Source organism: Vibrio sp. 704 (assembly GCF_033339295.1).
Genome location: NZ_JAWOUH010000001.1, coordinates 568,137 through 591,459 on the forward strand (window position 1 = coordinate 568,137; position 23,323 = coordinate 591,459).

Annotated in this window: 21 protein-coding genes; 12 read left to right on the top strand and 9 right to left on the bottom strand. The window is 42.7% G+C overall.

Translation table 11 applies throughout. The annotated features are described in order from the left end of the window. Window positions 1–108: 108 nt before the first annotated feature. On the bottom strand, window positions 109–1,539 hold the full coding sequence (locus R7R24_RS02320; protein WP_191116217.1) for a methyl-accepting chemotaxis protein: 1,431 nt from the start codon (window positions 1,537–1,539) through the stop codon (window positions 109–111). A gap of 314 nt (window positions 1,540–1,853) precedes the next feature. Here R7R24_RS02320 and R7R24_RS02325 point away from each other — a divergent pair, with 314 nt between their 5' ends. The 3 genes from R7R24_RS02325 (at window position 1,854) to R7R24_RS02335 (ending at window position 4,038) form a co-directional block, all read left to right on the top strand. Then, window positions 1,854–2,027: a hypothetical protein gene (locus R7R24_RS02325; RefSeq protein WP_005376381.1), complete on the top strand. Its 174-nt coding sequence runs from the start codon at window positions 1,854–1,856 to the stop codon at window positions 2,025–2,027. Window positions 2,028–2,108: 81 nt separating this feature from the next. After that, a complete protein-coding gene (locus tag R7R24_RS02330) occupies window positions 2,109–2,711 on the top strand; it encodes an ACP phosphodiesterase (RefSeq protein WP_005376382.1) in 603 nt (200 codons plus the stop codon). A gap of 67 nt (window positions 2,712–2,778) precedes the next feature. Then, window positions 2,779–4,038 (top strand): DEAD/DEAH box helicase, encoded by a 1,260-nt coding sequence (locus R7R24_RS02335; protein WP_213883436.1) that lies wholly within the window; start codon window positions 2,779–2,781, stop codon window positions 4,036–4,038. A gap of 27 nt (window positions 4,039–4,065) precedes the next feature. Here R7R24_RS02335 and R7R24_RS02340 read toward each other — a convergent pair whose 3' ends face one another. Beyond that, entirely contained in the window at window positions 4,066–4,854 is a 789-nt protein-coding gene (locus R7R24_RS02340) for an EAL domain-containing protein (protein ID WP_213883438.1), read from the bottom strand. Between the two features lie 187 nt (window positions 4,855–5,041). Further along, window positions 5,042–5,674, bottom strand: coding sequence for a hypothetical protein (locus R7R24_RS02345; RefSeq protein WP_033906545.1), 633 nt, complete (start codon window positions 5,672–5,674; stop codon window positions 5,042–5,044). A 183-nt stretch (window positions 5,675–5,857) separates the two neighbouring features. Between R7R24_RS02345 and R7R24_RS02350 the strand changes: the two genes are divergently transcribed. The 3 genes from R7R24_RS02350 (at window position 5,858) to R7R24_RS02360 (ending at window position 7,380) form a co-directional block, all read left to right on the top strand. Beyond that, window positions 5,858–6,100: a DUF2164 domain-containing protein gene (locus R7R24_RS02350; RefSeq protein ID WP_005390155.1), complete on the top strand. Its 243-nt coding sequence runs from the start codon at window positions 5,858–5,860 to the stop codon at window positions 6,098–6,100. A gap of 174 nt (window positions 6,101–6,274) precedes the next feature. Further along, window positions 6,275–6,814: a cytochrome b gene (locus tag R7R24_RS02355; RefSeq protein ID WP_005390157.1), complete on the top strand. Its 540-nt coding sequence runs from the start codon at window positions 6,275–6,277 to the stop codon at window positions 6,812–6,814. Then, window positions 6,811–7,380, top strand: a complete 570-nt coding sequence (locus R7R24_RS02360; RefSeq protein ID WP_017634178.1) for a YceI family protein — start codon at window positions 6,811–6,813, stop codon at window positions 7,378–7,380. The genes R7R24_RS02355 and R7R24_RS02360 overlap by 4 nt, the downstream gene beginning before the upstream one ends. A 137-nt stretch (window positions 7,381–7,517) precedes the next feature. Here R7R24_RS02360 and focA read toward each other — a convergent pair whose 3' ends face one another. Continuing rightward, on the bottom strand, window positions 7,518–8,969 hold the full coding sequence (gene focA, locus R7R24_RS02365) for a formate transporter FocA (RefSeq protein WP_005376371.1): 1,452 nt from the start codon (window positions 8,967–8,969) through the stop codon (window positions 7,518–7,520). A gap of 301 nt (window positions 8,970–9,270) precedes the next feature. On the opposite strand from focA, the gene R7R24_RS02370 reads away from it, so the two are divergent. Together R7R24_RS02370 and R7R24_RS02375 are read left to right on the top strand one after the other, a co-directional pair. Beyond that, entirely contained in the window at window positions 9,271–10,176 is a 906-nt protein-coding gene (locus tag R7R24_RS02370) for a LysR substrate-binding domain-containing protein (RefSeq protein ID WP_005376369.1), read from the top strand. 228 nt (window positions 10,177–10,404) lie between these two features. Continuing rightward, on the top strand, window positions 10,405–10,887 hold the full coding sequence (locus R7R24_RS02375; protein WP_017634175.1) for a DUF1097 domain-containing protein: 483 nt from the start codon (window positions 10,405–10,407) through the stop codon (window positions 10,885–10,887). Window positions 10,888–11,040: 153 nt separating this feature from the next. Here R7R24_RS02375 and R7R24_RS02380 read toward each other — a convergent pair whose 3' ends face one another. Next, a complete protein-coding gene (locus R7R24_RS02380) occupies window positions 11,041–12,675 on the bottom strand; it encodes an ATP-dependent endonuclease (protein ID WP_054577871.1) in 1,635 nt (544 codons plus the stop codon). A 268-nt stretch (window positions 12,676–12,943) separates the two neighbouring features. On the opposite strand from R7R24_RS02380, the gene R7R24_RS02385 reads away from it, so the two are divergent. The 3 genes from R7R24_RS02385 to R7R24_RS02395 all read left to right on the top strand — a co-directional run bounded on the left by R7R24_RS02385 (window position 12,944) and on the right by R7R24_RS02395 (window position 16,799). Next, window positions 12,944–14,686, top strand: a complete 1,743-nt coding sequence (locus R7R24_RS02385; protein ID WP_155486317.1) for a bifunctional metallophosphatase/5'-nucleotidase — start codon at window positions 12,944–12,946, stop codon at window positions 14,684–14,686. A 622-nt stretch (window positions 14,687–15,308) separates the two neighbouring features. Continuing rightward, on the top strand, window positions 15,309–16,328 hold the full coding sequence (locus R7R24_RS02390) for a TerC/Alx family metal homeostasis membrane protein (protein WP_213883440.1): 1,020 nt from the start codon (window positions 15,309–15,311) through the stop codon (window positions 16,326–16,328). A gap of 279 nt (window positions 16,329–16,607) precedes the next feature. Then, window positions 16,608–16,799 (top strand): hypothetical protein, encoded by a 192-nt coding sequence (locus R7R24_RS02395; RefSeq protein ID WP_005376351.1) that lies wholly within the window; start codon window positions 16,608–16,610, stop codon window positions 16,797–16,799. A gap of 185 nt (window positions 16,800–16,984) precedes the next feature. Here the strand turns inward: R7R24_RS02395 and R7R24_RS02400 are convergent, their stop codons facing one another. The 4 genes from R7R24_RS02400 to R7R24_RS02415 all read right to left on the bottom strand — a co-directional run bounded on the left by R7R24_RS02400 (window position 16,985) and on the right by R7R24_RS02415 (window position 21,842). Further along, the gene (locus R7R24_RS02400; protein ID WP_005376350.1) at window positions 16,985–17,542 is read right to left on the bottom strand and encodes a PhnA domain-containing protein; all 558 of its coding nucleotides are present in this window, start codon (window positions 17,540–17,542) and stop codon (window positions 16,985–16,987) included. A 289-nt stretch (window positions 17,543–17,831) separates the two neighbouring features. Beyond that, window positions 17,832–18,041 carry a YgdI/YgdR family lipoprotein gene (locus tag R7R24_RS02405; protein ID WP_005376349.1) on the bottom strand — a complete coding sequence of 70 codons (210 nt, stop codon included), beginning with the start codon at window positions 18,039–18,041 and terminating at the stop codon, window positions 17,832–17,834. 136 nt (window positions 18,042–18,177) lie between these two features. Next, window positions 18,178–20,586, bottom strand: a complete 2,409-nt coding sequence (locus tag R7R24_RS02410) for a VolA/Pla-1 family phospholipase (RefSeq protein ID WP_054577873.1) — start codon at window positions 20,584–20,586, stop codon at window positions 18,178–18,180. A 20-nt stretch (window positions 20,587–20,606) separates the two neighbouring features. Beyond that, window positions 20,607–21,842 carry an outer membrane protein transport protein gene (locus tag R7R24_RS02415; RefSeq protein WP_017821929.1) on the bottom strand — a complete coding sequence of 412 codons (1,236 nt, stop codon included), beginning with the start codon at window positions 21,840–21,842 and terminating at the stop codon, window positions 20,607–20,609. Window positions 21,843–22,264: 422 nt separating this feature from the next. On the opposite strand from R7R24_RS02415, the gene R7R24_RS02420 reads away from it, so the two are divergent. Continuing rightward, window positions 22,265–23,293 (top strand): site-2 protease family protein, encoded by a 1,029-nt coding sequence (locus R7R24_RS02420; RefSeq protein WP_054577874.1) that lies wholly within the window; start codon window positions 22,265–22,267, stop codon window positions 23,291–23,293. Window positions 23,294–23,323 lie beyond the last annotated feature (30 nt).

Sequence of the window (23,323 nt, forward strand, 5' to 3'; positions counted from 1 at the left end):
TTCAAATATCCACTTGGATGTCGTAGAAAATACCGAAGGTAATAGTTGAACACGGTTTAAAGAAAAGGGCTCCTTAAGGAGCCCTTGTTGATCATAAGTTCCACAATGTTATGCGGTGCGGTAGCGTTGTAATATCTCACCAAGAGAAACGGAGGCCTGCGTGAGATTAGCGACGCCAGCGGTAGATTGCTCCGCCACTTCTCTGATTGTGCTTGATTGACTACGAATTTCTGAAAGTTCCGATGCAATATCGTTAGCAACTGCGCTTTGTTCTTCAGCAGATGTGGAAATCTGAATGCTCATGTCCATTAATGAGCGTGCTGACTCGGCAATAGAGGTAACATCATGGCCGATTTCATCAATAAGCTGGCTGCTGGTTTGAGCTTGCTGAACGGTTCGGTTGGTGATTGAAGCAATGTTCTGGCTCTCAATTTGAAGCTTCTCAATCATGGCTTGGATCTCTACTGTTGCCTGTTGAGTTCTGCTTGCTAATGTACGTACTTCATCGGCAACCACTGCAAATCCACGACCTTGTTCACCAGCACGGGCTGCTTCGATTGCTGCGTTTAGTGCCAACAGATTAGTTTGTTCTGAAATGGCGTTAATCGTTGTGATCACGTCATTAATCTGCGTCGTATTCTCGTTTAAATTGGTTACTGACGTAGAGGCTTGTTCAATATAGCTAGATAACGTCTCTATCTCGCCAATCACGTTTTGTACACGGCTTCTGCTTAGTTCGATCTTCTGGGCATCTTGATCTGACTGCGTCGTTGCTTGTTGAGAAATACTTGATACCTCCTTTGCAGAGGCTGTCATTTCTTCCATTGCCGTCGCGACTGAATCAAGCGTTTGATATTGATGAGATATCTGGGTTTCACTCAACTGCATATCTTTTTCGAATGCAGAAGATGTCTCGCTCAACATCGTTGCATTATTTTTAACATTATTAACCAGTTCACTTAAGGTATCCATAGACTTGTCTAGCGCACAGCCGATGGTACCGAATTCATCTCGACCTGGATGGAAACCAAGACGAGAGGTTAAGTCACCGTCACCAATTTTTTCGGTTGTTGTATATAAAACCCACAGAGCTCCTCCGATAAACGTTGCCACCCAGTAAGAGAATAGGGCAAAAGGAATAACCCATAAGAAGCTGAGTAATAGTGACGATAGAGCTGATGATTTTAACGATTCGTATTGTGTGGACACATTTTGAGTCAGCTTAATCACTTCTCCAGAATGCAACTTGGCATAAGCGGTCACAGACCCATCGACAAAAGAACTCTCGCTTACGCGGTTCGATTTCGATACGCCGTCAATTTCTGTAGCGCGGTTTGATTGAGCATCAACGATACCAGAAAGCTTCGCTTCGCTCGCCGAGATGGCTTGCTGCTCAAATTGTTGTATTTCATTGAAGTAGCGGCTTCCAGCCACTGAAGTGAGGGCTACTAAAAACAGTAGGAATATAACCCACATTTTGTCGTTGATAGACATCTTGATAAACAGCCTGTCTATCGTTCTAAACTCAACTTCTCTCATTTAAAGCTCCATTAGAGATAAAAGATATTGACCAAATCTATTGCTATATCGAAACAAAATATGCGAAGTTAATCAGCAAAATATGTAACGAATACTAAATTTAGTTTAAGAAATGAGATCTAAGGACGCCTATAACAGTATGTTATATCTTTAAATTGACATGAATGTTGATAAAAGAGTCATTTCTCTAAAGTGTTAAGCGGATATGAAACCTAATTGCAATCGTTTACTTTTGATTATGCTCATAGGTTTTTAAATCTTTACTTCTCGCTGTCATGAATGTGTCATATAAAGACTATAAAAAGGAGTTGCTGATGTGGATATGGCAAGAGTCAGGCCGTCAGCAAGTAAAAGCAAGAGAGCTTAAAATAAAGGAGGTCACAATGAGCGACCAATACCAAAACGATGAGAGCCTAGAGCTGCTAGATGCGCTTGAAATTGGCATTATCTTGTCGGAATACGTTGGCTCAGACAACGAAGCCGAATAGCGGAACACTCTCATCTCGTCGTAATTGACGTTATACTAGGTTCATGTCACACCAAGCCCTAGAGGCCAAAACTGGCGTCGAATGAACTTTCTAGCCCACCTGCATATCGCAGATCACAGTAACAGCCATTTATTGGGAAACTTGCTTGGAGACTTCGTAAAAGGAGATCCAAGCAAGCTGTATGAGCGCGATATCTCAAACGGCATCAGATTACATAGATTTGTTGACCGTATTACTGATCATCATCCAATCGTCAACGAATGTAAGCCTCATTTCACTGGTGTTGCGCGACGTTTTGCACCTATCGCTTTGGATATGTTTTGGGATCATTGCCTCGCAAAACACTGGAACGACTTTCATTCCGAGCCTCTCGAACACTTTGTCCAAACGGCATACGAGAGAGTAAACCGAGAGGTTCATGAACATTTGCCGCCACGTTTTTTGGTGCTCCACAGCAGAATGTGGCATGGCCGATGGCTTCAATCCTATCAAGATCTAGACAATATAGAATTTGCACTACATCGGATGTCGCAAAGAAGTCCTAGGATGGCAGACTTAACCACAACATTTAAAGTGATTGAAAGTGATTACACCGAATTAGAAGAGAAGTTCTCGTCACTTTATCGAGATGTTTTGCGCCAGTCGTATGATTTTCAGCAACAGCTTAATGACTCAACTCAATGAGACAGAAAAGTAGTATGGCTTTAGGGGCTCTGGTAAACTCTGCGCTCCAAAAATAATGAGGTTACACATGTCTGTTAATTTTGCTGATTTAGGCACCGAACAAAAGCTAATCGAGACGCTAGGCAATCTAAATATCGTGACGCCAACACCAGTGCAAGAAAAGTCAATTCCACACGTCCTTGCAGGAAAAAACTTACTTGCTGCTGCACAAACTGGTACGGGAAAAACGGCTGCGTTTGGTTTACCTATCATACAAACCGTTCAGCAAAAGAAACTTAACGGCACACCTCAAGCATTGATTTTGGTTCCAACACGCGAGCTTGCACAGCAGGTATTTGATAATTTGAATCAGTACTCGGCAGAAACAGAACTTCGCATTGTGTGTGTTTATGGTGGTACAAGCATTGGCGTACAAAAGAGAAAGTTAGAAGAGGGCGCTGATATTTTGATTGCCACGCCAGGCCGCCTTTTGGATCACCTGTTTAATGGTAACGTAAACATCTCTAAAACCGGTATGCTCGTGTTAGACGAAGCCGACCGTATGTTAGATATGGGATTTTGGCCTGACTTGCAGCGCATCTTCCGACGTTTGCCTGCTGAGAAACAGATCCTATTGTTCTCTGCGACATTTGAGAAGCGAATCAAAACTATTGCGTATAAACTCATGGAATCGCCAGTTGAAGTCGAAGTTTCACCAGCAAATACGACTGCTGAAACGATAACACAAATGGTTTATCCAGTGGATAAAAAACGGAAACGTGAATTGCTAGCGTACTTAATTGGCTCGCGGAATTGGCAGCAAGTGCTTGTATTTACAAAAACGAAGCAAGGCAGTGATGAGTTAGCGAAAGAGCTCAAGTTAGATGGCATCAAAGCGGTTTCTATCAACGGCGATAAATCACAAGGTGCCCGCCAAAGAGCTTTGGATGAATTTAAACAAGGTAAGGTACGTGCTTTGATTGCAACCGATGTGGCAGCACGAGGGTTAGACATTCAAGAGCTAGAACAAGTCGTGAACTTTGATATGCCATTCAAAGCAGAAGATTATGTCCATCGAATTGGCCGCACTGGAAGAGCAGGAAAGTCAGGTTTGGCGGTTTCTCTGATGAGTAGAGATGAGGAGTACTTGTTGCAAGCTATCGAGAACCTGCTTGATCAACGCTTACCCCAAGAATGGCTGGCAGGTTTCGAACCAAGTCTTGTAGAAGAAATTGAGCCTGAACAAAATGGGGGTGGGCGTCGTCGTAGTCGTTCATCAGAGAAGCGTAAGCTAAAAGCAAAATTGGCGATTCATAAGAATCGTGGTAAATCACGTAGCTCTCGCTAAACCGCGCAAATTTTTGTTCTTACATAATCAGGCTGTTTTTGCCTCTTCATAGACGTCTAACGTTTGGGGGATAGCAAGTAGGTACCCTTGATACATATCGAAACCGAGCTTTTTCATTAAGCGAAGTTGATGCTCGGTTTCAATTCCTTCGATTACGGTTTTAGAGCATAACGCTTTTGCGAGTGATAATGCATCGTTAAGCGCTTTAAAATCACCGTTTTCATACCTTAGCAATAAAGAGCGATCCATCTTGATTATATCTGGGCAAACGCTTCTCACTCGCTCAGTTGTCGATGCATTGACGCCATAATCGTCAATCGCTAATTTAAATCCTTCAAGACTTAACTCCCGAGCAGCTTGAGACAAAGAGAGTTCATCCTCCACCTTCAATTCAAGTAACTCCATGACGATTTGTTCATTCATCAAATGCGATTCATAAATGGTTTGTTTTAGCAGTCGGTTATAAGTGATGTCTTTGACTAGTATCTCTGCAGCTACCGGTAATACATTGAGAAACAATTGTTTTGTGTGAAAGCGAGACTGAGAGAAATTTTTGATATGGATTAGGCGACTTAAGCGTTCAACATTGAGCAAATCTTGAGTGGGAGTCGCTTTGGATTGGAAAAACTGATCTGGCCTAACCATGGTGCCATTGGCATTGCTAATTCTTACCAGTGCTTCAAGGCCAACGATGGAAATATCGTTCTTATATATGGGTTGAAAGACACTGCGGAGAGTGAAGTTCGCGTATTTCGCAATATACTGCCCGTTGGCTTCTTTCCGGATGCAACTAAGTAGTTGCGAGATGTTCATCATTGTTACCACAACCTAAATCAATGTCTCAACATCAGCGTTATCGCGCTAATTTTTCTATTTCATTGGCAATGAATCTAAGTGTGCTCATTAACTCAAGCAAGAACGATGGTAATGGATGGGTAGTTTTGTCGAGTGATATCAAACAAATTGATGAAATAATTGATAATCTCAGCACTTCAATTTGATGCTACCATTGCAGTACGGCATACAACTGCAAATATTTTCTGACTAACTGCTGTTTGTTCGAACGCCGTAAAGGATGCCCAAACTTAATGTAACAAGGGCTAATACCGAATCGAGTGTCCAAAGATTGCGTGAGTTGCGACTCGCTGGTGTACAGTGTGATTCCTTGTTCTGTGTATTCGTTGATCTGATCGGGTAGTTCACCCATCCACCAATGAAGCAATTCTCGGCTCGTTTTGCTGCGACTTATCCAATGATCGCAAACCAAAAAGAGTAGGTCATTAGGCTGTAAGGCATAGCCATATTCACTCTGCCATTCCGTAATTGATGAGAGTAAGTTTTCCCGGCAAGATTTTCCGGCACTGACCATATGGTGACTCAGAACCCAGACAGTGCCGATGTCGGATGAAATTCGATAGTGATGGGGAAGGTCTGGAGACTCCAACACTTCGATTGGCTTTATCACGCAGTTGTATCCAAAGTGACGAAAAGTATGTTCCATCCTTCTTGAAAACGCGAGACCAAGATGATGCTCACTCATGCCTTGGTTATGCACCGCAGGGTAATGCTTTTCACACAGCTTAAGACAGTCGTCTTGAAAATCATTAACACTTTGAATAACTAGGTCGAGTAGCAAAGAATATCCCTTAATAATTACAAAACGAACTGCAAAAGGTTAGCATAGTCTTTTGAGAATAGACTAATTTACTTCGGCAACTTCTTGATCTAAACACCAAATTTCTCACAAATGACCGTGTCTAATCTTTCATAGAACAACACGAAAGAAGCAGAAGTTGAACAAAAATTTGAAAGGGAAAAAATGATAAAGCTAGAACGCGCACAAAAAGAGGCGCTGGCCACCGCTATTCAAGATTACATGCAAGACGAGCTAGATGTTGAAATTGGCCAGTTCGATAGTGAGTTTCTAATTGATTTTATTACAGAAAAACTAGGGCCAATTTACTATAACAAGGGTGTTGAAGATGCTAAGTTACTGGTTGAACGCAGAATGTTAGAAGTTTCCGAAGAGCTGTATGAGATAGAACAAGAAGTTAAGCTGTAAGTTTCAGTTTTACAAACGATTTAAAGTTCCTTCAAAAAATTCGAACAACTTGATAGATACGGTACCATTGGCTGGATGTAAATGATGGTAAATAATCTGTTTCATATGACGTAAATAGGTTAATGTAGTGTTTCTTGCTCAGCATTAACTTAGGAATATATCTAGGAACTTGAGATGGATACACTGGTAAAGAATTACAACCTTACTGCACGCGTGATGCATTGGTTATCAGCGCTGTGCATTATTGGTCTATTTGCAGTGGGTTTGTGGATGGTCGACCTTAGCTATTACAGCGAATGGTATCGAACTGCGCCGCATTACCATCGCTCTGTCGGTATTTTACTCGCTATTTTAACTTTGGCACGCATCGTATGGAAACATGTGACGGCGTCACCAAAGGTAGAAGGCAAACGTTACGAAGTGCTTGCTGCTAAAGCAGCGCATGGTGTCATGTACCTACTATTGGTCACCATCTTTGTTTCAGGTTACCTCATTTCAACGTCTGATGGACGCGGCATCGAAGTGTTTAATTGGTTCACCGTGCCAGGAGCGGGAGAGTTATTCCCAGGCCAATCAGATATTGCAGGTGAGATTCACTTCTATGCAGCTTGGGCAGTCATCCTGATTGCAGGTTTACATGCTATTGCTGCACTAAAACACCACTTTATCGATAAAGACAACACATTAAGAAAAATGTTAGGAGCTTCAAAATGAAAAAGTCACTTTTCGCTACAGGATTAGCTATCGCTATGGCACTGCCATTTGGTGCGCAAGCTGCAGATTATGTCATCGATACCAAAGGTGCTCACGCTTCAATCAACTTTAAAGTTAGCCACTTGGGTTACAGTTTCATCAAAGGTCGTTTCAATACATTTTCTGGTGACTTTTCTTTTGATGAAAACAACATTGCTGACTCAAAAGTAAATGTTGTTGTTGATACAACCAGCCTAGATTCAAACCATGCTGAACGTGACAAACACATTCGTAGTGGTGACTTCATCGATGCTGGTAAATACAGTGAAGCAACCTTTACGAGCACAAAAGTGGTTGATAAAGGTAATGGCAAACTAGATGTAACTGGTGATCTAACGCTACACGGTGTTACTAAGCCTATTACTATTGAGGCTGAATTCGTTGGTGCTGGCAGTGACCCATGGGGCGGCGAGCGCGCTGGCTTTGTTGGCAACACTCGCCTAGAGCTTGCTGACTTTGACATCCCAGTAATGGGTGCTTCAAGCTACGTCGATATGGAACTTCATATCGAAGGTATTAAGAAGTAATTAGTTCCTTTTAGATACACTAAAAGCGCTCTTCACTTGAAGAGCGCTTTTTTATTATCTTAATCACATCACTAACATCGATAAACCCGTCAGTGATAGCGATTGAAAGCCAATAAACGTTGTAAATGTTTAGCGAATTACGCTGTTTCTAACTCGCTTTTTTCCACTAGGTTTAAACGCTCACCAAAAATCGGGCGTAGTGCTTTTAATACTTCAGTACGAGTAACCACCCCGACCATCTGCCCATTTTCAAGCACAGGAAGCACTTGTGGCTTACTTACTTTGATACTTTTAGCGCGTTCTTCGAGAGACAAAGACGTCAAGCGAGTGGCGATACCCATACTGCTCGCTGGGTACAACTGCTCTTTATCGATACATAGGAATTCCACAACATCAACGAGGCGATCATCAGCGTCAATTGCGACCACATCTCTGCTCATGATGTCGACGACTTTTTGGTCTTTCACCGGAATGTAGTCCTCACACCATAGTTCTACCATCACATCGTGAGCAGAGAAGAAGCCAACTAATCGATTTTGTACGTCTACAACAGGTGCGCTAGTTACGTTGTTATCAAGTAACACATCCAGCGCGGCTGCAATTGGCGTTTCTGCACGAATGGTGATTGGTTTTGGGTTCATAATGTCTTTAACAAAAGAGGCATTTTTCATGGTGAAATCCTTAACTGACGACAGTGTTGTAGTTGTAGTGATAGAAGAAATATTCGCTGCTTTTAGTTCTGGTCGGCGAAAAATACACCAGTTTGAAAGGCCAACTAATACCGCTCCGCCGACGATGTTGCCAAGCGTGACAGGAATTAAGTTAGCGGTAATAAAGTGGCTAATGTTTAGGTCTGTGTATTGTGACGCGGGCACACCGACAGATGCCCAAAAAGATTCAGGTGCAAAATTCGCGATAACAATACCAAGTGGAACCATAAACATGTTCGCAACACAGTGCTCAAAACCGCTGCTGACAAACATTGCCACAGGCAAAATTGTCATTGCTGCTTTTGTCATTGCATTTGCAGAACTAAATGTCAGCCAAATCGCTAGGCAGACCAACAGGTTACAGAGAATACCGAGTGCAAACGCTTGAATGAGAGTGTGGTGAAGTTTGTGTTGTGCGATGTTAAGCGCATTTAATCCCCATTGACCGCCATCCATCTGATAAAGACCAGCAGCAGTAACCAGCGCAAGTAGGAACATCGCACCAATAAAGTTACCAACGTAAACTTTGCCCCAGATCGAAAGCATCTTACCGAACGATATTTGCTTATTGGCCCAAGAAATACTGGATAGGACGGAGCTGGTAAATAATTCACCACCGCAGATCACTATGAGGATCAATCCCATGCTAAATGCGAGTCCACCAGCTAGGCGGCTCAAGCCCCAACCAGCGCCCGTACTACCGGTGGTCACCGTGATGTAAAACAAGAATGCTAACCCGATGAACGCGCCGGCCATAATGGCGAGGCTTAATGTCATACTGCTGGTTTTGTTTGCCTTACTTAACGCAAATTTTTCCGCTTCAACCATCATCTCTTTTGGAGAAAAATACTGGTGATTTTGAGAACTGGTCACCGCCATATTGACTCCTTAATTTGTAATCGCATAAAAAATCCTTGGTTATTAACTCAAAAATGAAATTGTTGTTTTTATTAAGAGCCTCAATGACTTCGGTTTCAAAACCATTGAGGCTTGCGGTGTTCCCGAACCGCGTACTCAGAATAGGGAGAACGGTTAGTAAGGTAAAATTGATAATATTTAGAAACCTCATCAAATTAATTGATAACTTTACGGGGCTAGGTAAAATGAACTCTATTGCTTATTGGGGCATGCTTTAACAATTGTGGGGATTGGGAAATACCCACTAATAATGGAGGACACTTTGCGCTACTCACTTAAGCAATTAGCGGTTTTCGACGCAGTTGCAGATACCGGCAGTGTAAGCCAAGCCGCAGAAAAATTGGCTTTGACACAATCAGCGACGAGTATGTCGCTTGCGCAATTAGAGAAGATGCTTGGCAGGCCGTTGTTTGAGAGGCAAGGCAAGCAAATGGCGTTAACCCATTGGGGGATGTGGTTACGACCAAAAGCAAAACGCTTGCTACAAGACGCATTGCAGATTGAAATGGGCTTCTATGAGCAACATTTATTGAGTGGTGAGATTCGTATGGGAGCGAGTCAAACACCAGCAGAGCACTTAGTTCCCGACCTTATTAGTATCATTGATAATGACTTTCCAGAAATGCGTATTTCCCTCGGTGTACAAAGTACAAAAGGGGTGATTGATGGGGTATTAGATTACAAGTATGACTTAGGGATTATTGAAGGGCGCTGTGATGATAACCGTTTACACCAAGAAGTATGGTGTCGTGATCATCTTACTGTTGTCGCAGCTTCTCATCATCCTTTTGCTCGTAATCAGTCTGTTAGCCTTGCGCAGTTAGAGCAAGCGAAGTGGGTACTAAGAGAGCATGGCTCTGGCACACGAAAAACATTTGATAGTTCTATTCACCACCTTATTGAAGATTTGGATGTGTGGCGCGAATATGAACATGTTCCGGTATTACGTAGTTTAGTTGCTAATGGTCAGTACCTTACTTGCTTACCGTATTTAGATGTAGAGCGATATATAGAAGCAGGTCATCTTGTGGCATTAAATGTACCTGAGTTAAAAATGGAAAGGACGCTTTCATTTATATGGCGTTCAGATATGGCAGAAAACCCATTAGTCGACTGCATTAAAAGAGAGGGACTGCGAATGATGAAAGGGAAGCCTTCAGTTCTTTAAAGGTTGATTAAACATGCCTACGAGATGAGTTGGGTTTATTCCCTAAATCTGTTGATTTATCGGTTGCGTCAAACTTTTAATGTAAATTGTGAAAATAATAATATCTTATTGTGATCAATATCACCGATAAGCTGATCTGATGTATCTAACATGTGTCCTTGATTTCAATGTATGAAGGCAGTTATTGAACCATATAGGTACGATAATAGCCGAGCAGGTATGACTACCATGACGACACTTTTAGCTATTTCTATCACTACTGGAATTTTATCTGGCGTATGGGGTTGGATCGCCATCTCTTTAGGTTTGCTTTCTTGGGCTGGTTTTTTAGGTTGCACGAGCTACTTTGCAGCGCCAACGAGCGGATTGAAAGGACTAGGCATCAGCTTAATCACCAATATGACAGGCGTATTCTGGGCAATGGTAATTATTCACGGTTCCACTTACGTGGGGTTGGAAATTATTGGCTATGTGATTACCGCTATTGTGGCATTCTTCATGTGTATTCAAGCTAAACAGGCTTGGCTCGCGTACATCCCTGGTACTTTTATTGGTTCATGCGCAACATTTGCGGCTGACGGAAACTGGCAACTTGTTATTCCATCGTTGTTGCTAGGTGGTGTGTTTGGCTATCTAATGAAAGCGACAGGGCTATGGTTGCATACGAAATCAACCGCTACTTCATCTTCGCTTGCTGAGCAAGCACAGTAGTGAACCCCCGATCTTATTGGTATCCACTGTGTATTGAGTTTTATCCCTCTCAATACCCTTAATCAAAATTAATGATGTTTGATACAAGCACACCAAATTGGTGTGCTTTTTTTGTATTACAAGACAATACGCTGAGTGTAAAATACGCCTAACTCATGTATTGCCGTTGGCCATGGTAACAACGCGTTTAAGTGTCCAGCGCAGAAGAACAGGAATACACTCCATGCCTTTCTCTTCACAATGAGAAACAATAGCCAAAGCTAAGTCCGGTTTTGCATGTTTTTTCAAAACACGATTTACGACTTTTTTAGCAGGGATAGGGTGGTCATGAGGAACTTTGATGATGTCCTTAAAGAAAAGTTCAAACCCATTGTTGTACAGAAAGTGCTCGATGTCTCGGTCGGGTAATTCCGTAAGTCGATGCCTTTGCTGATCATGGTCGAGCTGTGCTCGTACTGCATGCGCGTACTTTTTCCCTGCTGGGTCGCCATCGGTAACGACATGCCAATCAATACCAAACTCTTTTGCTACTTTGATGAGTGATTTTAGACCTGATTGAGCAAACTCAACGATTTGAACCCCTTCGGCAGCCAAGTCATACCCGCATTGACGAGCCAGTTCATGAAAAAGCCAAACTTCGGTTTCGCCCTCAACAAGTAACCAGCACCGCGCAAATAATGCTCCTGAACGATGAAAACGAATATGGAAACCAATTCGGCGCAACTCATCTCGACCAAACTTTGTTGAGTTTAAACTCTTAGCGATGGTTCTGTCTGATAGCCGAATTAAACGTCGAATTGAATACAGTGGAACAGAACCGAGTAACGTGCCACTGTTGGTGGTTAATATCTTTTGCATTGGCAATAATTGCAATAAGGACCACGCTCTCGCTAGATGAGTTGGATGCAGTCGACCTTCTGGATCTTCAATGATCAGTATTGGTCTCGCACAGCGCCTTAAATCAGTGGGGCCCTTAGCTTGAAGATAGGCATTGAGTAACCCCATTAAGAGCAAGCGGCTTTGTTTGTCATTGGTTTCTTTCAAGAACTGACTCAAACCTTTATCAGAGGAAGGGCTTGTATAGAAAAGACCATCACGAGGTTTGCGTGGGTTGCCTTTACTGACACTTCTGAACGCGAAATAGTGTTCAACAAGCGTTTGCATTGAGTCGAGGCTACTACGAATCTCACCTTTATTCACATGGCCAGGCATAGCCAATAAGCGTCGACAGGTGTTGTTGATTCGTTTTTCAATCCGAGCATTTTTACCATCGCCGTTGACATGGTTTAAATCTGGGAAGCGTCGGGAGTCACGTAGTCGGATTACAGGATGAAGTGTCATTAACTCAATAGCGAGTTTCTCTGAGTGGTGAAGTTTTTTGGGTTTGCCGTTATGATCCAAAAACGCGTACTCTGTATTAATGCCGTGCACATCGCGAGACGCACTAATACGATAGTAAATGACTTGCTCACCATCTTCGTTGGTGCACCATGTAGGCTTTATGCGTCTGTAGCGTCCCGCTTTTACTTCGTTTTTATCCTGTGCTTTAAAACAAACAATGATCTGTAAGTGTTGTGTTTGTGGATGAGAAATTGAGTAGTCAACGTGAAAATCTTTCAGTTTGAATTGATACAATGAGCCATTGGCAGGTAGTGCGATGGAAAGGGCATCGAGCAATGATGATTTGCCCCACGTGTTTTCACCGATGAGCGTGGTGAGTTCGTCAAAAGAGAGTGAAAGGCGTTTGATGCCTCTAAACCCGGAGATTTCGATGCGTTCTAGTCTCATCTCAATCCTCCTTGCAATTATTTGAATTATCGAGAGTTATTTTGCTACTCCTAAGCATATATGAATTCGGAATTTTTGAGTTAAGCTCAGTTCACAAAATTACGAGAGCCTCTTACTGAATAGAGACCGTTACAAGCGAGGCTTGCTTTCAAAGCCGGGGGACAGCATCGTGATCACTTAAACATGAAATCCTAAATCGCAGTTTCATAAAATTCATGATTCTGTCATGATTCACTTCTTATTATTATAAGGAATGAAAAAAGAGAAGATGAAGATGAATAACAATCATAAGCCAGTGAGAATCAAACTGGCACACATCAATGACACACATTCCTACTTTGAACCAACGTCATTACAGTTAAAGCTTAAGATAAACAATGAACTCACGCTAGAGCCCTATGTCAGTGCTGGCGGCTTTTCTCGTATCGCAACCCGAGTCGAGCAGTTAAGAGATGATGCTCAGCGCCAAGGTCATGGGATGTTGTTCCTCCATGCCGGAGATTGCTTCCAAGGCACGCTGTATTTCTCACTATTTAAAGGCAAAGCCAATGCCGACTTATTGAACGCATTAAAGATTGATGCAATGGCGTTAGGTAACCATGAATTAGATATGGGGAACGAGCCAGTTGCATTGTTTTGCCAACGTACTCAGTTCCCATTGCTTGCTGGCAACTGGGATTTATCCAATGAATCACTTAAAAAACCTCACCGTATCAGTGATTGCAAGGATGTATATAGTTACCAACCGGATACACAGAGCGCTCAATACATTGTTAAAGAATTCCATGGTGAGCGGATCGCGATTTTCGGATTATCCATAGATAAAATGAGCGACATCGCAAACCCTGATGCAGACACGCCTTTTCACTCAGCAATTGAAACCGCCAAGGCGACCGTAAAACAAATCCATTCATCAGGTATAAAAAATATTATTCTTCTGAGCCACTTAGGTTATGAAGGTGATTTAGAGTTAGCTGAGCAAGTCGCAGGTATTGGTATAATTGTTGGTGGACACAGCCACCGGTTGCAAGGTGATTTTTCATCAATAGGGTTAGGACAAGACGATCCCTACGGTATCAAAATTAATGATACCTATGTGGTGCAAGCGGGTTTCCATGCTTTGACAATGGGGCACTGCGTCATTGAGTTTGATGAACATGGCAAAGCAACGATGTTGAGTGGACAAAATGAACTGTTGCTTGGCCGACGTATTTTTTGGGACTCGACGCTAAACCAACAGCTCGACCAAGGTGTATTCGAAACCGCGTGCGACTTCATCCATGGTCAACCGAATGTCGTGGTTTGTAAGAAACACCCGGAAACTCAAGCTATCCTGAGCGATAAATATATTCCTCAGGTTAGGCAGTTACAGTCACAAGTCATTGCTAGTGTTGACACCAAAAAGCGTCATGTGAGAATTCCCGATGAATTTGGTGAGAGTGAGTTGGCTTCCTCCGTTGCCCGATCATTTCTGCACTGTTTAAACAAACGTGGATATGACGTTCAATTTGCAATTCATAATGCGGGTGGCGTGCGAACCTCTTTGAACCCTGGCAACATTACAGTGGCAGACATTGCCGGACGGCTGTTGCCTTTTGCCGTTCCTATCGGCTTTTACGATGTAAAAGGCAGTGCTATTCGCCGTGCACTTGAAGGCGCGATAAATAATGCACTCAACAATGGCGTAGAAGGCACTGGATCTGGCAGTTATCCGTACACTTACAATTTAAACTTCGAGTACCACGCAGATGCCCCAAAAGGTGAAAGAGTTCAATCATTAGTGATTTTTGATGGTAAACAATGGGTAGGTGTTCAAGATGATGTTTGGTATCGAGGGACTTCTTCTGCCTATACGATGAAAGGGAAAGAGGGGTACGACGCATTGCAGGAGATGAAAGGAGAAGGGCGTGTGACCAGTTTGTCCATGGCTGATTGTTTTATTGAACTCCTGACCGATGAGCCAAACTGTTTGAATCAAAGTCACAAACTTTACACAAAGCGACGTCGATAATAGATACTGGTATTGATTTTGCTGCTCTCCACTTACTACATGGGTTGATGAGGATGGCAGTATGTGGAATAAAGATTGGGCAGATACGGCAGTCGTGGTTGCCTGGATCGCAATTTGGTCAACACTGGTCTACTTTGTGCCTCTAAGCGGCTTTTGAATTGCTAAGAATGTGGATGTTACAAAAGGGAGCAGTAATGCTCCTTTTTTGTATCTATCTTCCCCGTTAGGGCTCTAACCAATGAAGAGTTTGTCTTGAGCCATTTGCTGCTTTTTGTCTGTTTACTAAAGTTCAGGTGGTTGAATCCATTTCTTTCTTTTTATAGTGCTTCCTGATTTTTGATAAGAATTTTATTTCGATAAGACAAGGCTTTTTTGTTGGAAAGCCTGACGCTCGGCGTTATTATGTCGGCGTTTGGGGAGTAGTTAGCGCAAGTTTACTTATCGTCATCTCGTTAAGCATCAGCTTATCCGGTAAGTAAAGGTGTTACGTGGTTCATTCACGTCAACACTTCAACGAGACCAACGCATTCATTGACTAGCAGCACATAATCGTTATGTGGCTGTTGGTTGTTATTGTCTGCGGAAGGTCACCAAACGAAGTCCTTCCGCCATGGGAGGAAATATGTCTCTTATCGAAAATACCACCCAATTGAGCCAATCGGTGCCTCTTCAAGAATCATTAGCGATGTATGGTGCTTTTGGTTTATTTACCCTTGTTCTTGTTACGCTTGATATCTATCAAACACGTGGTGGCGTTATCACGATGAAAAAAGCCATCGTTTGGAGTGTTTTTTGGTTCTTGCTTGCCTTTGTTTTTGCAGGTTCTATTTATTTATTCTGGGACTTTTACGCGCCACATAGCGCTTATACGAACGACAAAGCAACGATTTCATTCTTAACTGGTTACTTACTAGAGAAGTCGTTAAGCGTTGATAACTTGTTTGTGTTTGCCATCATCTTTGCACAATACAGTGTGCCGGAGCATTTTCGTCCGAGAGCATTGCTTTGGGGGGTGATAGGTGCGCTAGTTTTACGCGCTGTCATGATTGCGGTTGGTGCTCAGTTACTTTCACAGTATCACTGGGTATTGTACTTATTTGCTGCTTTCCTTATTTGGACGGGTGTTAAGCTAGCTCGCGACAAAGGCGAAGCAGAAGAGGTTAATCCATATCCGGAGCAGTTGATTCGAAAGGTATTGCCAGTTACAGATGACTACCAAGGAAATCACTTAATCTTAAAGCAAGCTGGTAAGTGGGTGGCAACACCGATGCTGATCGTTGTTGGTGTCATTGCAGTAATGGACGTTATGTTTGCGTTGGATTCTATACCAGCTATATTCGCGGTAACGCGAGAGCCATTTTTAGTCTTAGCCGCGAACGTATTTGCATTATTGGGTTTGCGATCGCTGTACTTTGTTCTTCAAGCAATGTTAGATAAGTTTGTGTACTTAAAACCAGCATTATCAGTAATCATGATGTTTATCGGGGTGAAAATGCTATTGGTTGGAACAGAATATGAGATTCCGACAGCATGGTCTCTCACATTTTTAGTTGTTGTGATGACATCGGCAGTGGTGGCATCACTCCTAAAAAATAAAGCGAAGCGTCAAACTAGCGTTAATATTACTAATCAAAAAATATAAAGTAAGCACTAAAATCAAAAGAAATAACGAAAAATATTGTTAAATATATGTTGTTGTTTAAGGGGCGATTATGCAGGTAATGTTCAGTTATTCAATGTAATTACAGCAATTGTGATTATTTATGCCGTTATTATTCATTTGTATTTTTGAGTTTTGTAATGAGTTTGTTTTATTAGAAATTCTAATTTGAATGGGTAAAATTTGTCATTTCTTAAACAATAAGAAACTGACTAATATACAACCAACTAAACAGACTACTGCTTTTAAAGAGAGGCAATCATGGCACAAGCAATGCAAATGACAAATGTAGCTTTACCAACCTCTATGGATAAGAAAACCTACGCGGTTAACTTCAAAGGACTGATTGCTCACTTACTGGACATTCTATTTGTAGATAACACTGCGCCACGCAGTTACTACGCAGAAGACTTGTCAGCACATATTCAAAAAGACATCGGTATGTACCGTTAATATTGAAATAGTGTAAGAAATACCGGCCTATGAGCCGGTATTTTTTTATTTGTAAAACATGCCTACTCAACCTACGCCCTAGAAAAGAAACACTCTAGAGGAGGTAGACATGATAGTAGATTAAGTGTTGTATAGAAAAACGGGGCACCATTGGTGCCCCGTTTTGACATGACTGAAGTGCGATATTACTTCTTGCGGCAGTATTCTGCGATCACGTACATCGACTGACCACCATTTGCCTTACCCGAAACTAGCTTTGGATCATCGCCAAGGCTAATACCACGAATCACTGTACCTTGTTTGATTACTTGGTTAGTGCCTTTTACTGGTAGGTCTTTAATTACTGTTACATCGTCACCTTTCTTAAGTTCAGTGCCGTTACAGTCAACCGTTTTATCGTCAGCAGACATCCCTTTCATTGCCCAGTTCATTTGCTCTTCTTCCATGTACATCATGTCAAGAGCATCTTGAGCCCAGCTTTCTGTGTTTAGGCGAGTGAGTTGGCGCCATGCAGTCACTTGTACAGCAGGAACCTGGCTCCACATGCTTTCGTTTAGACAACGCCAGTGGTTAATGTCTTTTGGCTCATCGATCTCACCCAGACACTTATCACAAACCATGATGGCAGTATCAACCGTCACATTACCGTGAGGTGGGACAGCGTATGCAGTTAGTTGAGATTCAGAAGAACACAGTTCACATTTTGACTCGCAGCGCGCAAGCAGAGTAGCTTCAATAGACATAAGGACTCACCTTAGTAATGTTATTTTGTGGCGGTATTATCCACTTTATCCTGAGAAATAAAAGGGTGTTAGCGAATTAAAGATTAGATTTTACAATACTCCAACCTGATTAAGGTGAAGATGTAAAATATTCGCTAAATAAATAATACGGAAGTATAAAAGACACTATTAATTGTTTTGGTTTATGAATTGGTTGTGTCAATTTCTACAACGATTACAAACCTAAAAGAGGTAAATGTAGAGAGAGGGTGGCTAGAACATAGCCCTCTAATTTACAGAGGGCCTGTCGTTAACGTTCGACAATCTGGACAATTTGCTCTTTTGAAATACTCATTTCTTTACCATCCATGTCTTCATACTCGTACATACCCGTTTCCTCGTTCAGGTCTGGTTTACCGTAAGAGGTAATAATTTTCCCTTCATTTGTCGACATCAGATATTGGCTACTTCCGCATGCAGCAAGAAGTAATACAGTGGCAATAACAGTCAATACGCGCATAGAGATTTCCTTTTAAACAAGTGAGTTAGGCAAAGACATCGTTTTAACTATAGCAGAGGAAATATGAGTGGGTTTGAATACAATTGAAATGAAAAAGCCCAGTAGAAACTGGGCTTTGGTAGGAAGGGCGTTGCGATTACTTCAAAACAGAAGTGTTAGTGACACCTGTTAGTGCGTCATCCATTAAGAAGTCAGTGTTTTCCATCTGCATCTCTACATGATGATCAATATCAGACAAAGTGCCATTTGGCGAAGCAAAAGTACTGTGCGATGCAGTAGCATTAAACTGTACAAAGCTCGCAGTTGCATTCACAGTAGTGTCCGTACTGTTCACAGTCTTCAACCCTAGCTTATTAGCAAGCGGTTCAGTACCCGCGAATGGTGCATTTGGAACGCTGTTTGGTACTGTGCTATCGCCATCCACTTCTGTCATAAAGAATGGTGTCGTTAGCGAACCAGATGCCACTAAATCTGAAGCGTTTGTGAACGGATCGACAGTGTCTAGTGTAGTCTGTGCTGCATAGATAAATTGTGAGAAACCTGCTTCTAGCGCTGCTACTTGAGCTTCCGTTGCCGCAGCCTCAAATGCTTCGTAACATGTTTTATCTTCTAGATCCGCACATGATGCATCAGCGTAATTCGCATAGTCTTTTGATGCTGCATAAGCGAGGTTATGTTTGATCTGAGGGCCGTAATTGTCTGAACCCAGTAACAAATTACCAATTTGTCCACCAGAGTTCTGTACTGATGCAGAACTAAAGGTGTACAGCGCATCCGCAGTAGAGCTGCCCAATGTATTGTTTGCTGCTGCGACGGCAGATGTAGCGACAATACCGCCAAGTGAATGACCTAGCATTTTGACTTTTGAACCCGTCATTGGGTTGAAGCCTTGCAGAGGACCTCCAGCTAAAAGACCGCCTTGAGCAGATACTACCAAGCTAGCGCGCAAACCTAACACATCCAGAACACTTTGACGTAGGTTGTCACGCGCAACGGCTAAGTTGGAAAGATTTAGATAAGCCAGTACATTCGCATTTGCGGAACGTTGTTCATCTAAGCTGCGCGTACCATGAATAGGTAAGTCAATAGCGATAACTGCCACACCTGCTTTTACCATATTGAACGCGAACGCGTACGCATTCTCTTTCGCAGAGGTGATGCCGTGTTGATAAATCACAACGTCTGTCGCGACGCCAGATTTAGGTGTGAAGACCAGTACTTCGACATCTTCAACCGATTTCACTACGGGAACAGGCGAGTAGCGAGTAATAATACGCTCACTATCAAGCTGGGTACCATCGGTAAGAGTAAGCTTAGCTCCAACAAGTTTTAGCTGCTCTGTAGGATCTGTAGCAAGCTTTGTCACATCAACAGGATCATTTGCAAAAACGCCTGTTGATAGCTGCTGAACCATGTTTGCTTGCTCGTTCGGATCCGCTAATGCTGCGCTTAGCTTCGCTAGGCTTGGCATCGCAGATACCATTGGTTGCATGTTCCAGCTTGCGCCTTTTTCCAAGTAATGAGGCAGTCTTACCACACCTTGTGTCACGCTTACATCGGCACCTGATTGCATGTAAAGGCCTTTAATTGCCGTTTTAGCTGCGTCTAGATCGCTAATGTATTTACTAAAGTCATCGTCAGAGTCTAGCGCAGTGCTAAAGTCTTGGGTTTCACCGAGCGTTATTGTGTAGGCCGTTGATAAGTCTACTGAACCTTCGTTTGAGTCATTTTTGTAAACGGTATTTAGTGTGTTTGCGCCAGTAGAAAAACCAGTAGCGGTTACTCCTTTGACTGCCGCTAACGTATCACCTACAGACTGGGTACTGAACCATGAGGAGTAAACGATGTCGTTAGGGTCAACTTGAGCTAGACCAAAAATGCCTTCAACCGCCTGAGTGACTGCTTGAACAGAAGCAAGGTCGCCAGTTTCATAAACGATTTCTTTCGATTTACCAGTCGCATAACTTGCTGATGTACCAATTGGCTCACCATTCACGTCAGTAACATCTTGTGTAACCGCAAAAATGTACTCGCTTGACTCATCAAGTGCAGCCAAGAACTGGATGTATAGAGAGCTACCTTTTGCTTGAACTACGTAGTCCTGATTCTGAACGAGTACCTCTTCGATTGGGTTAGATTTACCGTCCCACTCGGTTAAGCGTTGGTTAATCTTGATGACTTTAACACCAGACGACAGCATGCCCGTTGCAAAACCGTCGCCGTTGAAGTTAAGAACGATTGGCATAGACGTTGACCATCCATCCATCGTGTTCATTGAGGCTCTAGGGTTGGTTAAAGCATCATCGCCATCAGTTGGCAGACCAAGCGTACCATCGCTTGTGTCCATTAATAAGTAAGACGGTGCCGGTACATCTGCGTTCGCTCCTTGAAGCGTAAAACTGATGGATGTTTCGCGATCAAGCAATGCTTGGACTTCATCTTCAAATTGAACTTTGTCGGAAGTACCAGAGCTGGAGGTATCATCACCACAACCAGCAAGAAGGATTGCAGAACAAAGCATTGATAATTTAAACGTGTGTTTCATTGGTTTACTCCGTAATCCCATTATTTGAAGGTGTAGTTCATCTGTACCGCGCTGATGTAAGCAGTACCTTCTGAGTCAAACTTAATCTCTTCACCCAGAGCATTTGTCTCAGTGAAAGAGCCTGATTTACTCTTAACAAGTGCAAAGCCTGCATCGAAAGTTAAATTCTCACTCATTGCGTAAGTTAGGCCCGCGCTGTACCAAAAACGGTCACTGTCAGGGATACTCAATGTCGCTTCACCTGCTTGTTCGTCGTACGCAAAGCCTGCACGGAATGTCCAGTCTGTATTAAGTATGTAAGTTGCACCAACGGAGTAGCGATTGTTGTCTTCATATTTCTCAGGTTTAAAGAAACATACTCCGTCATTACATTCGTTACTGGTCGCTTTTAGTTCTTTAAATGTGCTCCAGTCGGTTTGTTGCCAGCCGTAATGTACAGCCCATTGTTCATTCAGTTGATGGAAAGCCGATAATTCGATAATTGAAGGGAGAGAGATTTTTAAACGGCCATCAACTTTTGGTGATGAAGCTCGACCAGAGTCGTAACTACTAAACTCACCGTCATCAAAATCTAGATCAACCTTAGAGCGGTAGCCAAAGCCAAAACGGTTGTTTTCATTTAGCTCAAATAAAGCGCCGACATTCCAACCCCAAGCGAAAGTTTCACCTTCCATGCCGACAAGGTTATCGGACTTATTACCACCTAAAATACCGGCGAGTGCGCCTTTGTGACGAGTCAGCTCTGCTTCAGCGTATACTAGGTTGATACCACCACCGACACTGAAAGACTCGTTGATACGGTAAGCGACATTAGGGTTGATGTTTACTGAAAGTAGGGAAGTGTCACCCGCCATATCACCTGCGGAAATATCATTTGGATAGTCAGTGGCAACACCGTATGTTGTGAACATACCGATGCCCCAGGCCCAGTTATCATTGATAGGGCTGATGTAATAACCTGCTGGCACGATCTGTAAAGGGGCGACATCTTTCGCGTGTTCATTGTTTACAGTGTCGTACACATCGACTTCAGGGTCGATGATAGATAACGCGCCCGAAAATTGAGCTTCTTTGAAAAGTGTCATTGCTGCAGGGTTACGAGCAAGGACGCTGGCATTATCTGCAACAGCCCCTTCACCTGAAAATGCTCGACCAAGACCAGATGCCGAATGTTCAGCTACCTGGAAGCCCGCTGAGTGGGCATTACACGCAAACAATATTGAAATTGTAAGCAGAGAGCAGTGCTTCTTGTTCATCCTTGACCCTCCTAGGGTGTCATAATGCTGGACCGAAGTCCTTGTAATTGTTGTGTGGTACTTACACCAATTGTTAATACGCGAAATACAACGATGATGTAAATGTAATGTTAATTGTATGTTTAATAACTTGTCAAAGTTTGAGCGTATTTTGCGTTTTAAATATGATGCATAGGTCAAACGATGGCTTGTAAGGGCATGTATTATCTTTATATTTTTGAAGAGAATGGTACGACCAGAATTGTTTTGCGAGCTTTATAGTTAAATAACGATCAAATCAAGAGATAGCTCGCTTTGCTGTTTCTTCACTTCACAGGCATAATTCGCGCTCGCTATGTAGTTATTCAATAGACGCAATAGGAACCGCATTGGAATTACTGAATGTTGAATTTTTAGGTCGTTCGCTAAGGCTCGAAGGATCGATGGCTGGGTGGCAGCAGTTATATTGGGATAATACGTTGGTGTCTCAAATCGATGCCAGTGACAATACCGCAGAGACTTGTCTACACCAGTTTAGGCTCTCTGCGGGTGAGGAAATCCTGAACTGTCATTTAGAGTGTTCTTTAACATGGCAACCGTTTGAATTGAGTTACAAGGTCACAATTAACGGTGAGCTCGTCAACGAAGGTTGTCGAAATGAAAAAGACATCGAGCGCCAAGTGCCAGAAGTTACGCCACCATCCGAAAAGCGTTTAAGTGTAATAGGCCTCGTATCTCTTGGGATGAAAGCACTTAAAAGTGCGAAAGTTATTAAAGTGGCGTTAGCGTCTGCAAGTCTCGCTGCATATTCTTGGCTATTTTCCATCGAGTTCGCGCTAGCGTTGATCGCTTGTTTGGTTTTTCATGAATATGGTCACATTAGAGCGATGAAGTATTTTGGAATGAAGACCAAAGGGATCTATTTGATTCCATTCCTAGGTGGTTTGGCGCTAAGTGACGAAAAGATAAACACGCGCTGGCAGGATGTGGTTATCTCAATCATGGGACCATTTTTCGGTTTAGTACTTAGTGTTGTTTTTACTTTGTTTTATTGGATGACTGGTGAGGTGATCTTCGCTGGGCTTGCTGTGTTTAACGCCTTGCTAAACCTATTTAATCTGCTGCCTATTTTACCATTAGATGGTGGCCATGTGCTCAAAAGTATTACCTTCTCAATGAATACTTGGGTCGGGTTAGCTGGCAGTATTGCGACCGCTTTATTAGGCATTTTTATCAGTTACTATTTCGGTCTGACGTTGCTAGGATTTTTATTGTTAATGGGAATGTTAGAAGTGGTGATGGAATGGAGAGCTCGACATCAAAGCCATTTATTGCCATTAACCCGTTATGGGCAGCTATTCTCACTGGCTTGGTACTTGGTCTCTGTCGGAGGTTTTGTTTCTATCATCTGGTATTTTGCCACTCTCGGAGATAGTTTGTTAAGTCTGCCGCTACAGATATTGGGCACTTGATTAGAATCATTAAAAAGCTCCCTAGGGAGC

Excerpts from the sequence above, each read along its gene's own strand:
- R7R24_RS02320 (WP_191116217.1), bottom strand. The coding sequence starts at position 1,539 with ATGAGAGAAGTTGAGTTTAGAACGATAGACAGGCTGTTTATCAAGATG.
- R7R24_RS02325 (WP_005376381.1), top strand. The coding sequence starts at position 1,854 with ATGTGGATATGGCAAGAGTCAGGCCGTCAGCAAGTAAAAGCAAGAGAG.
- R7R24_RS02330 (WP_005376382.1), top strand. The coding sequence starts at position 2,109 with ATGAACTTTCTAGCCCACCTGCATATCGCAGATCACAGTAACAGCCAT.
- R7R24_RS02335 (WP_213883436.1), top strand. The coding sequence starts at position 2,779 with ATGTCTGTTAATTTTGCTGATTTAGGCACCGAACAAAAGCTAATCGAG.
- R7R24_RS02340 (WP_213883438.1), bottom strand. The coding sequence starts at position 4,854 with ATGATGAACATCTCGCAACTACTTAGTTGCATCCGGAAAGAAGCCAAC.
- R7R24_RS02350 (WP_005390155.1), top strand. The coding sequence starts at position 5,858 with ATGATAAAGCTAGAACGCGCACAAAAAGAGGCGCTGGCCACCGCTATT.
- R7R24_RS02355 (WP_005390157.1), top strand. The coding sequence starts at position 6,275 with ATGGATACACTGGTAAAGAATTACAACCTTACTGCACGCGTGATGCAT.
- R7R24_RS02360 (WP_017634178.1), top strand. The coding sequence starts at position 6,811 with ATGAAAAAGTCACTTTTCGCTACAGGATTAGCTATCGCTATGGCACTG.
- focA (WP_005376371.1), bottom strand. The coding sequence starts at position 8,969 with ATGGCGGTGACCAGTTCTCAAAATCACCAGTATTTTTCTCCAAAAGAG.
- R7R24_RS02375 (WP_017634175.1), top strand. The coding sequence starts at position 10,405 with ATGACGACACTTTTAGCTATTTCTATCACTACTGGAATTTTATCTGGC.
- R7R24_RS02380 (WP_054577871.1), bottom strand. The coding sequence starts at position 12,675 with ATGAGACTAGAACGCATCGAAATCTCCGGGTTTAGAGGCATCAAACGC.
- R7R24_RS02385 (WP_155486317.1), top strand. The coding sequence starts at position 12,944 with ATGAAGATGAATAACAATCATAAGCCAGTGAGAATCAAACTGGCACAC.
- R7R24_RS02390 (WP_213883440.1), top strand. The coding sequence starts at position 15,309 with ATGTCTCTTATCGAAAATACCACCCAATTGAGCCAATCGGTGCCTCTT.
- R7R24_RS02395 (WP_005376351.1), top strand. The coding sequence starts at position 16,608 with ATGGCACAAGCAATGCAAATGACAAATGTAGCTTTACCAACCTCTATG.
- R7R24_RS02400 (WP_005376350.1), bottom strand. The coding sequence starts at position 17,542 with ATGTCTATTGAAGCTACTCTGCTTGCGCGCTGCGAGTCAAAATGTGAA.
- R7R24_RS02405 (WP_005376349.1), bottom strand. The coding sequence starts at position 18,041 with ATGCGCGTATTGACTGTTATTGCCACTGTATTACTTCTTGCTGCATGC.
- R7R24_RS02410 (WP_054577873.1), bottom strand. The coding sequence starts at position 20,586 with ATGAAACACACGTTTAAATTATCAATGCTTTGTTCTGCAATCCTTCTT.
- R7R24_RS02415 (WP_017821929.1), bottom strand. The coding sequence starts at position 21,842 with ATGAACAAGAAGCACTGCTCTCTGCTTACAATTTCAATATTGTTTGCG.
- R7R24_RS02420 (WP_054577874.1), top strand. The coding sequence starts at position 22,265 with ATGGCTGGGTGGCAGCAGTTATATTGGGATAATACGTTGGTGTCTCAA.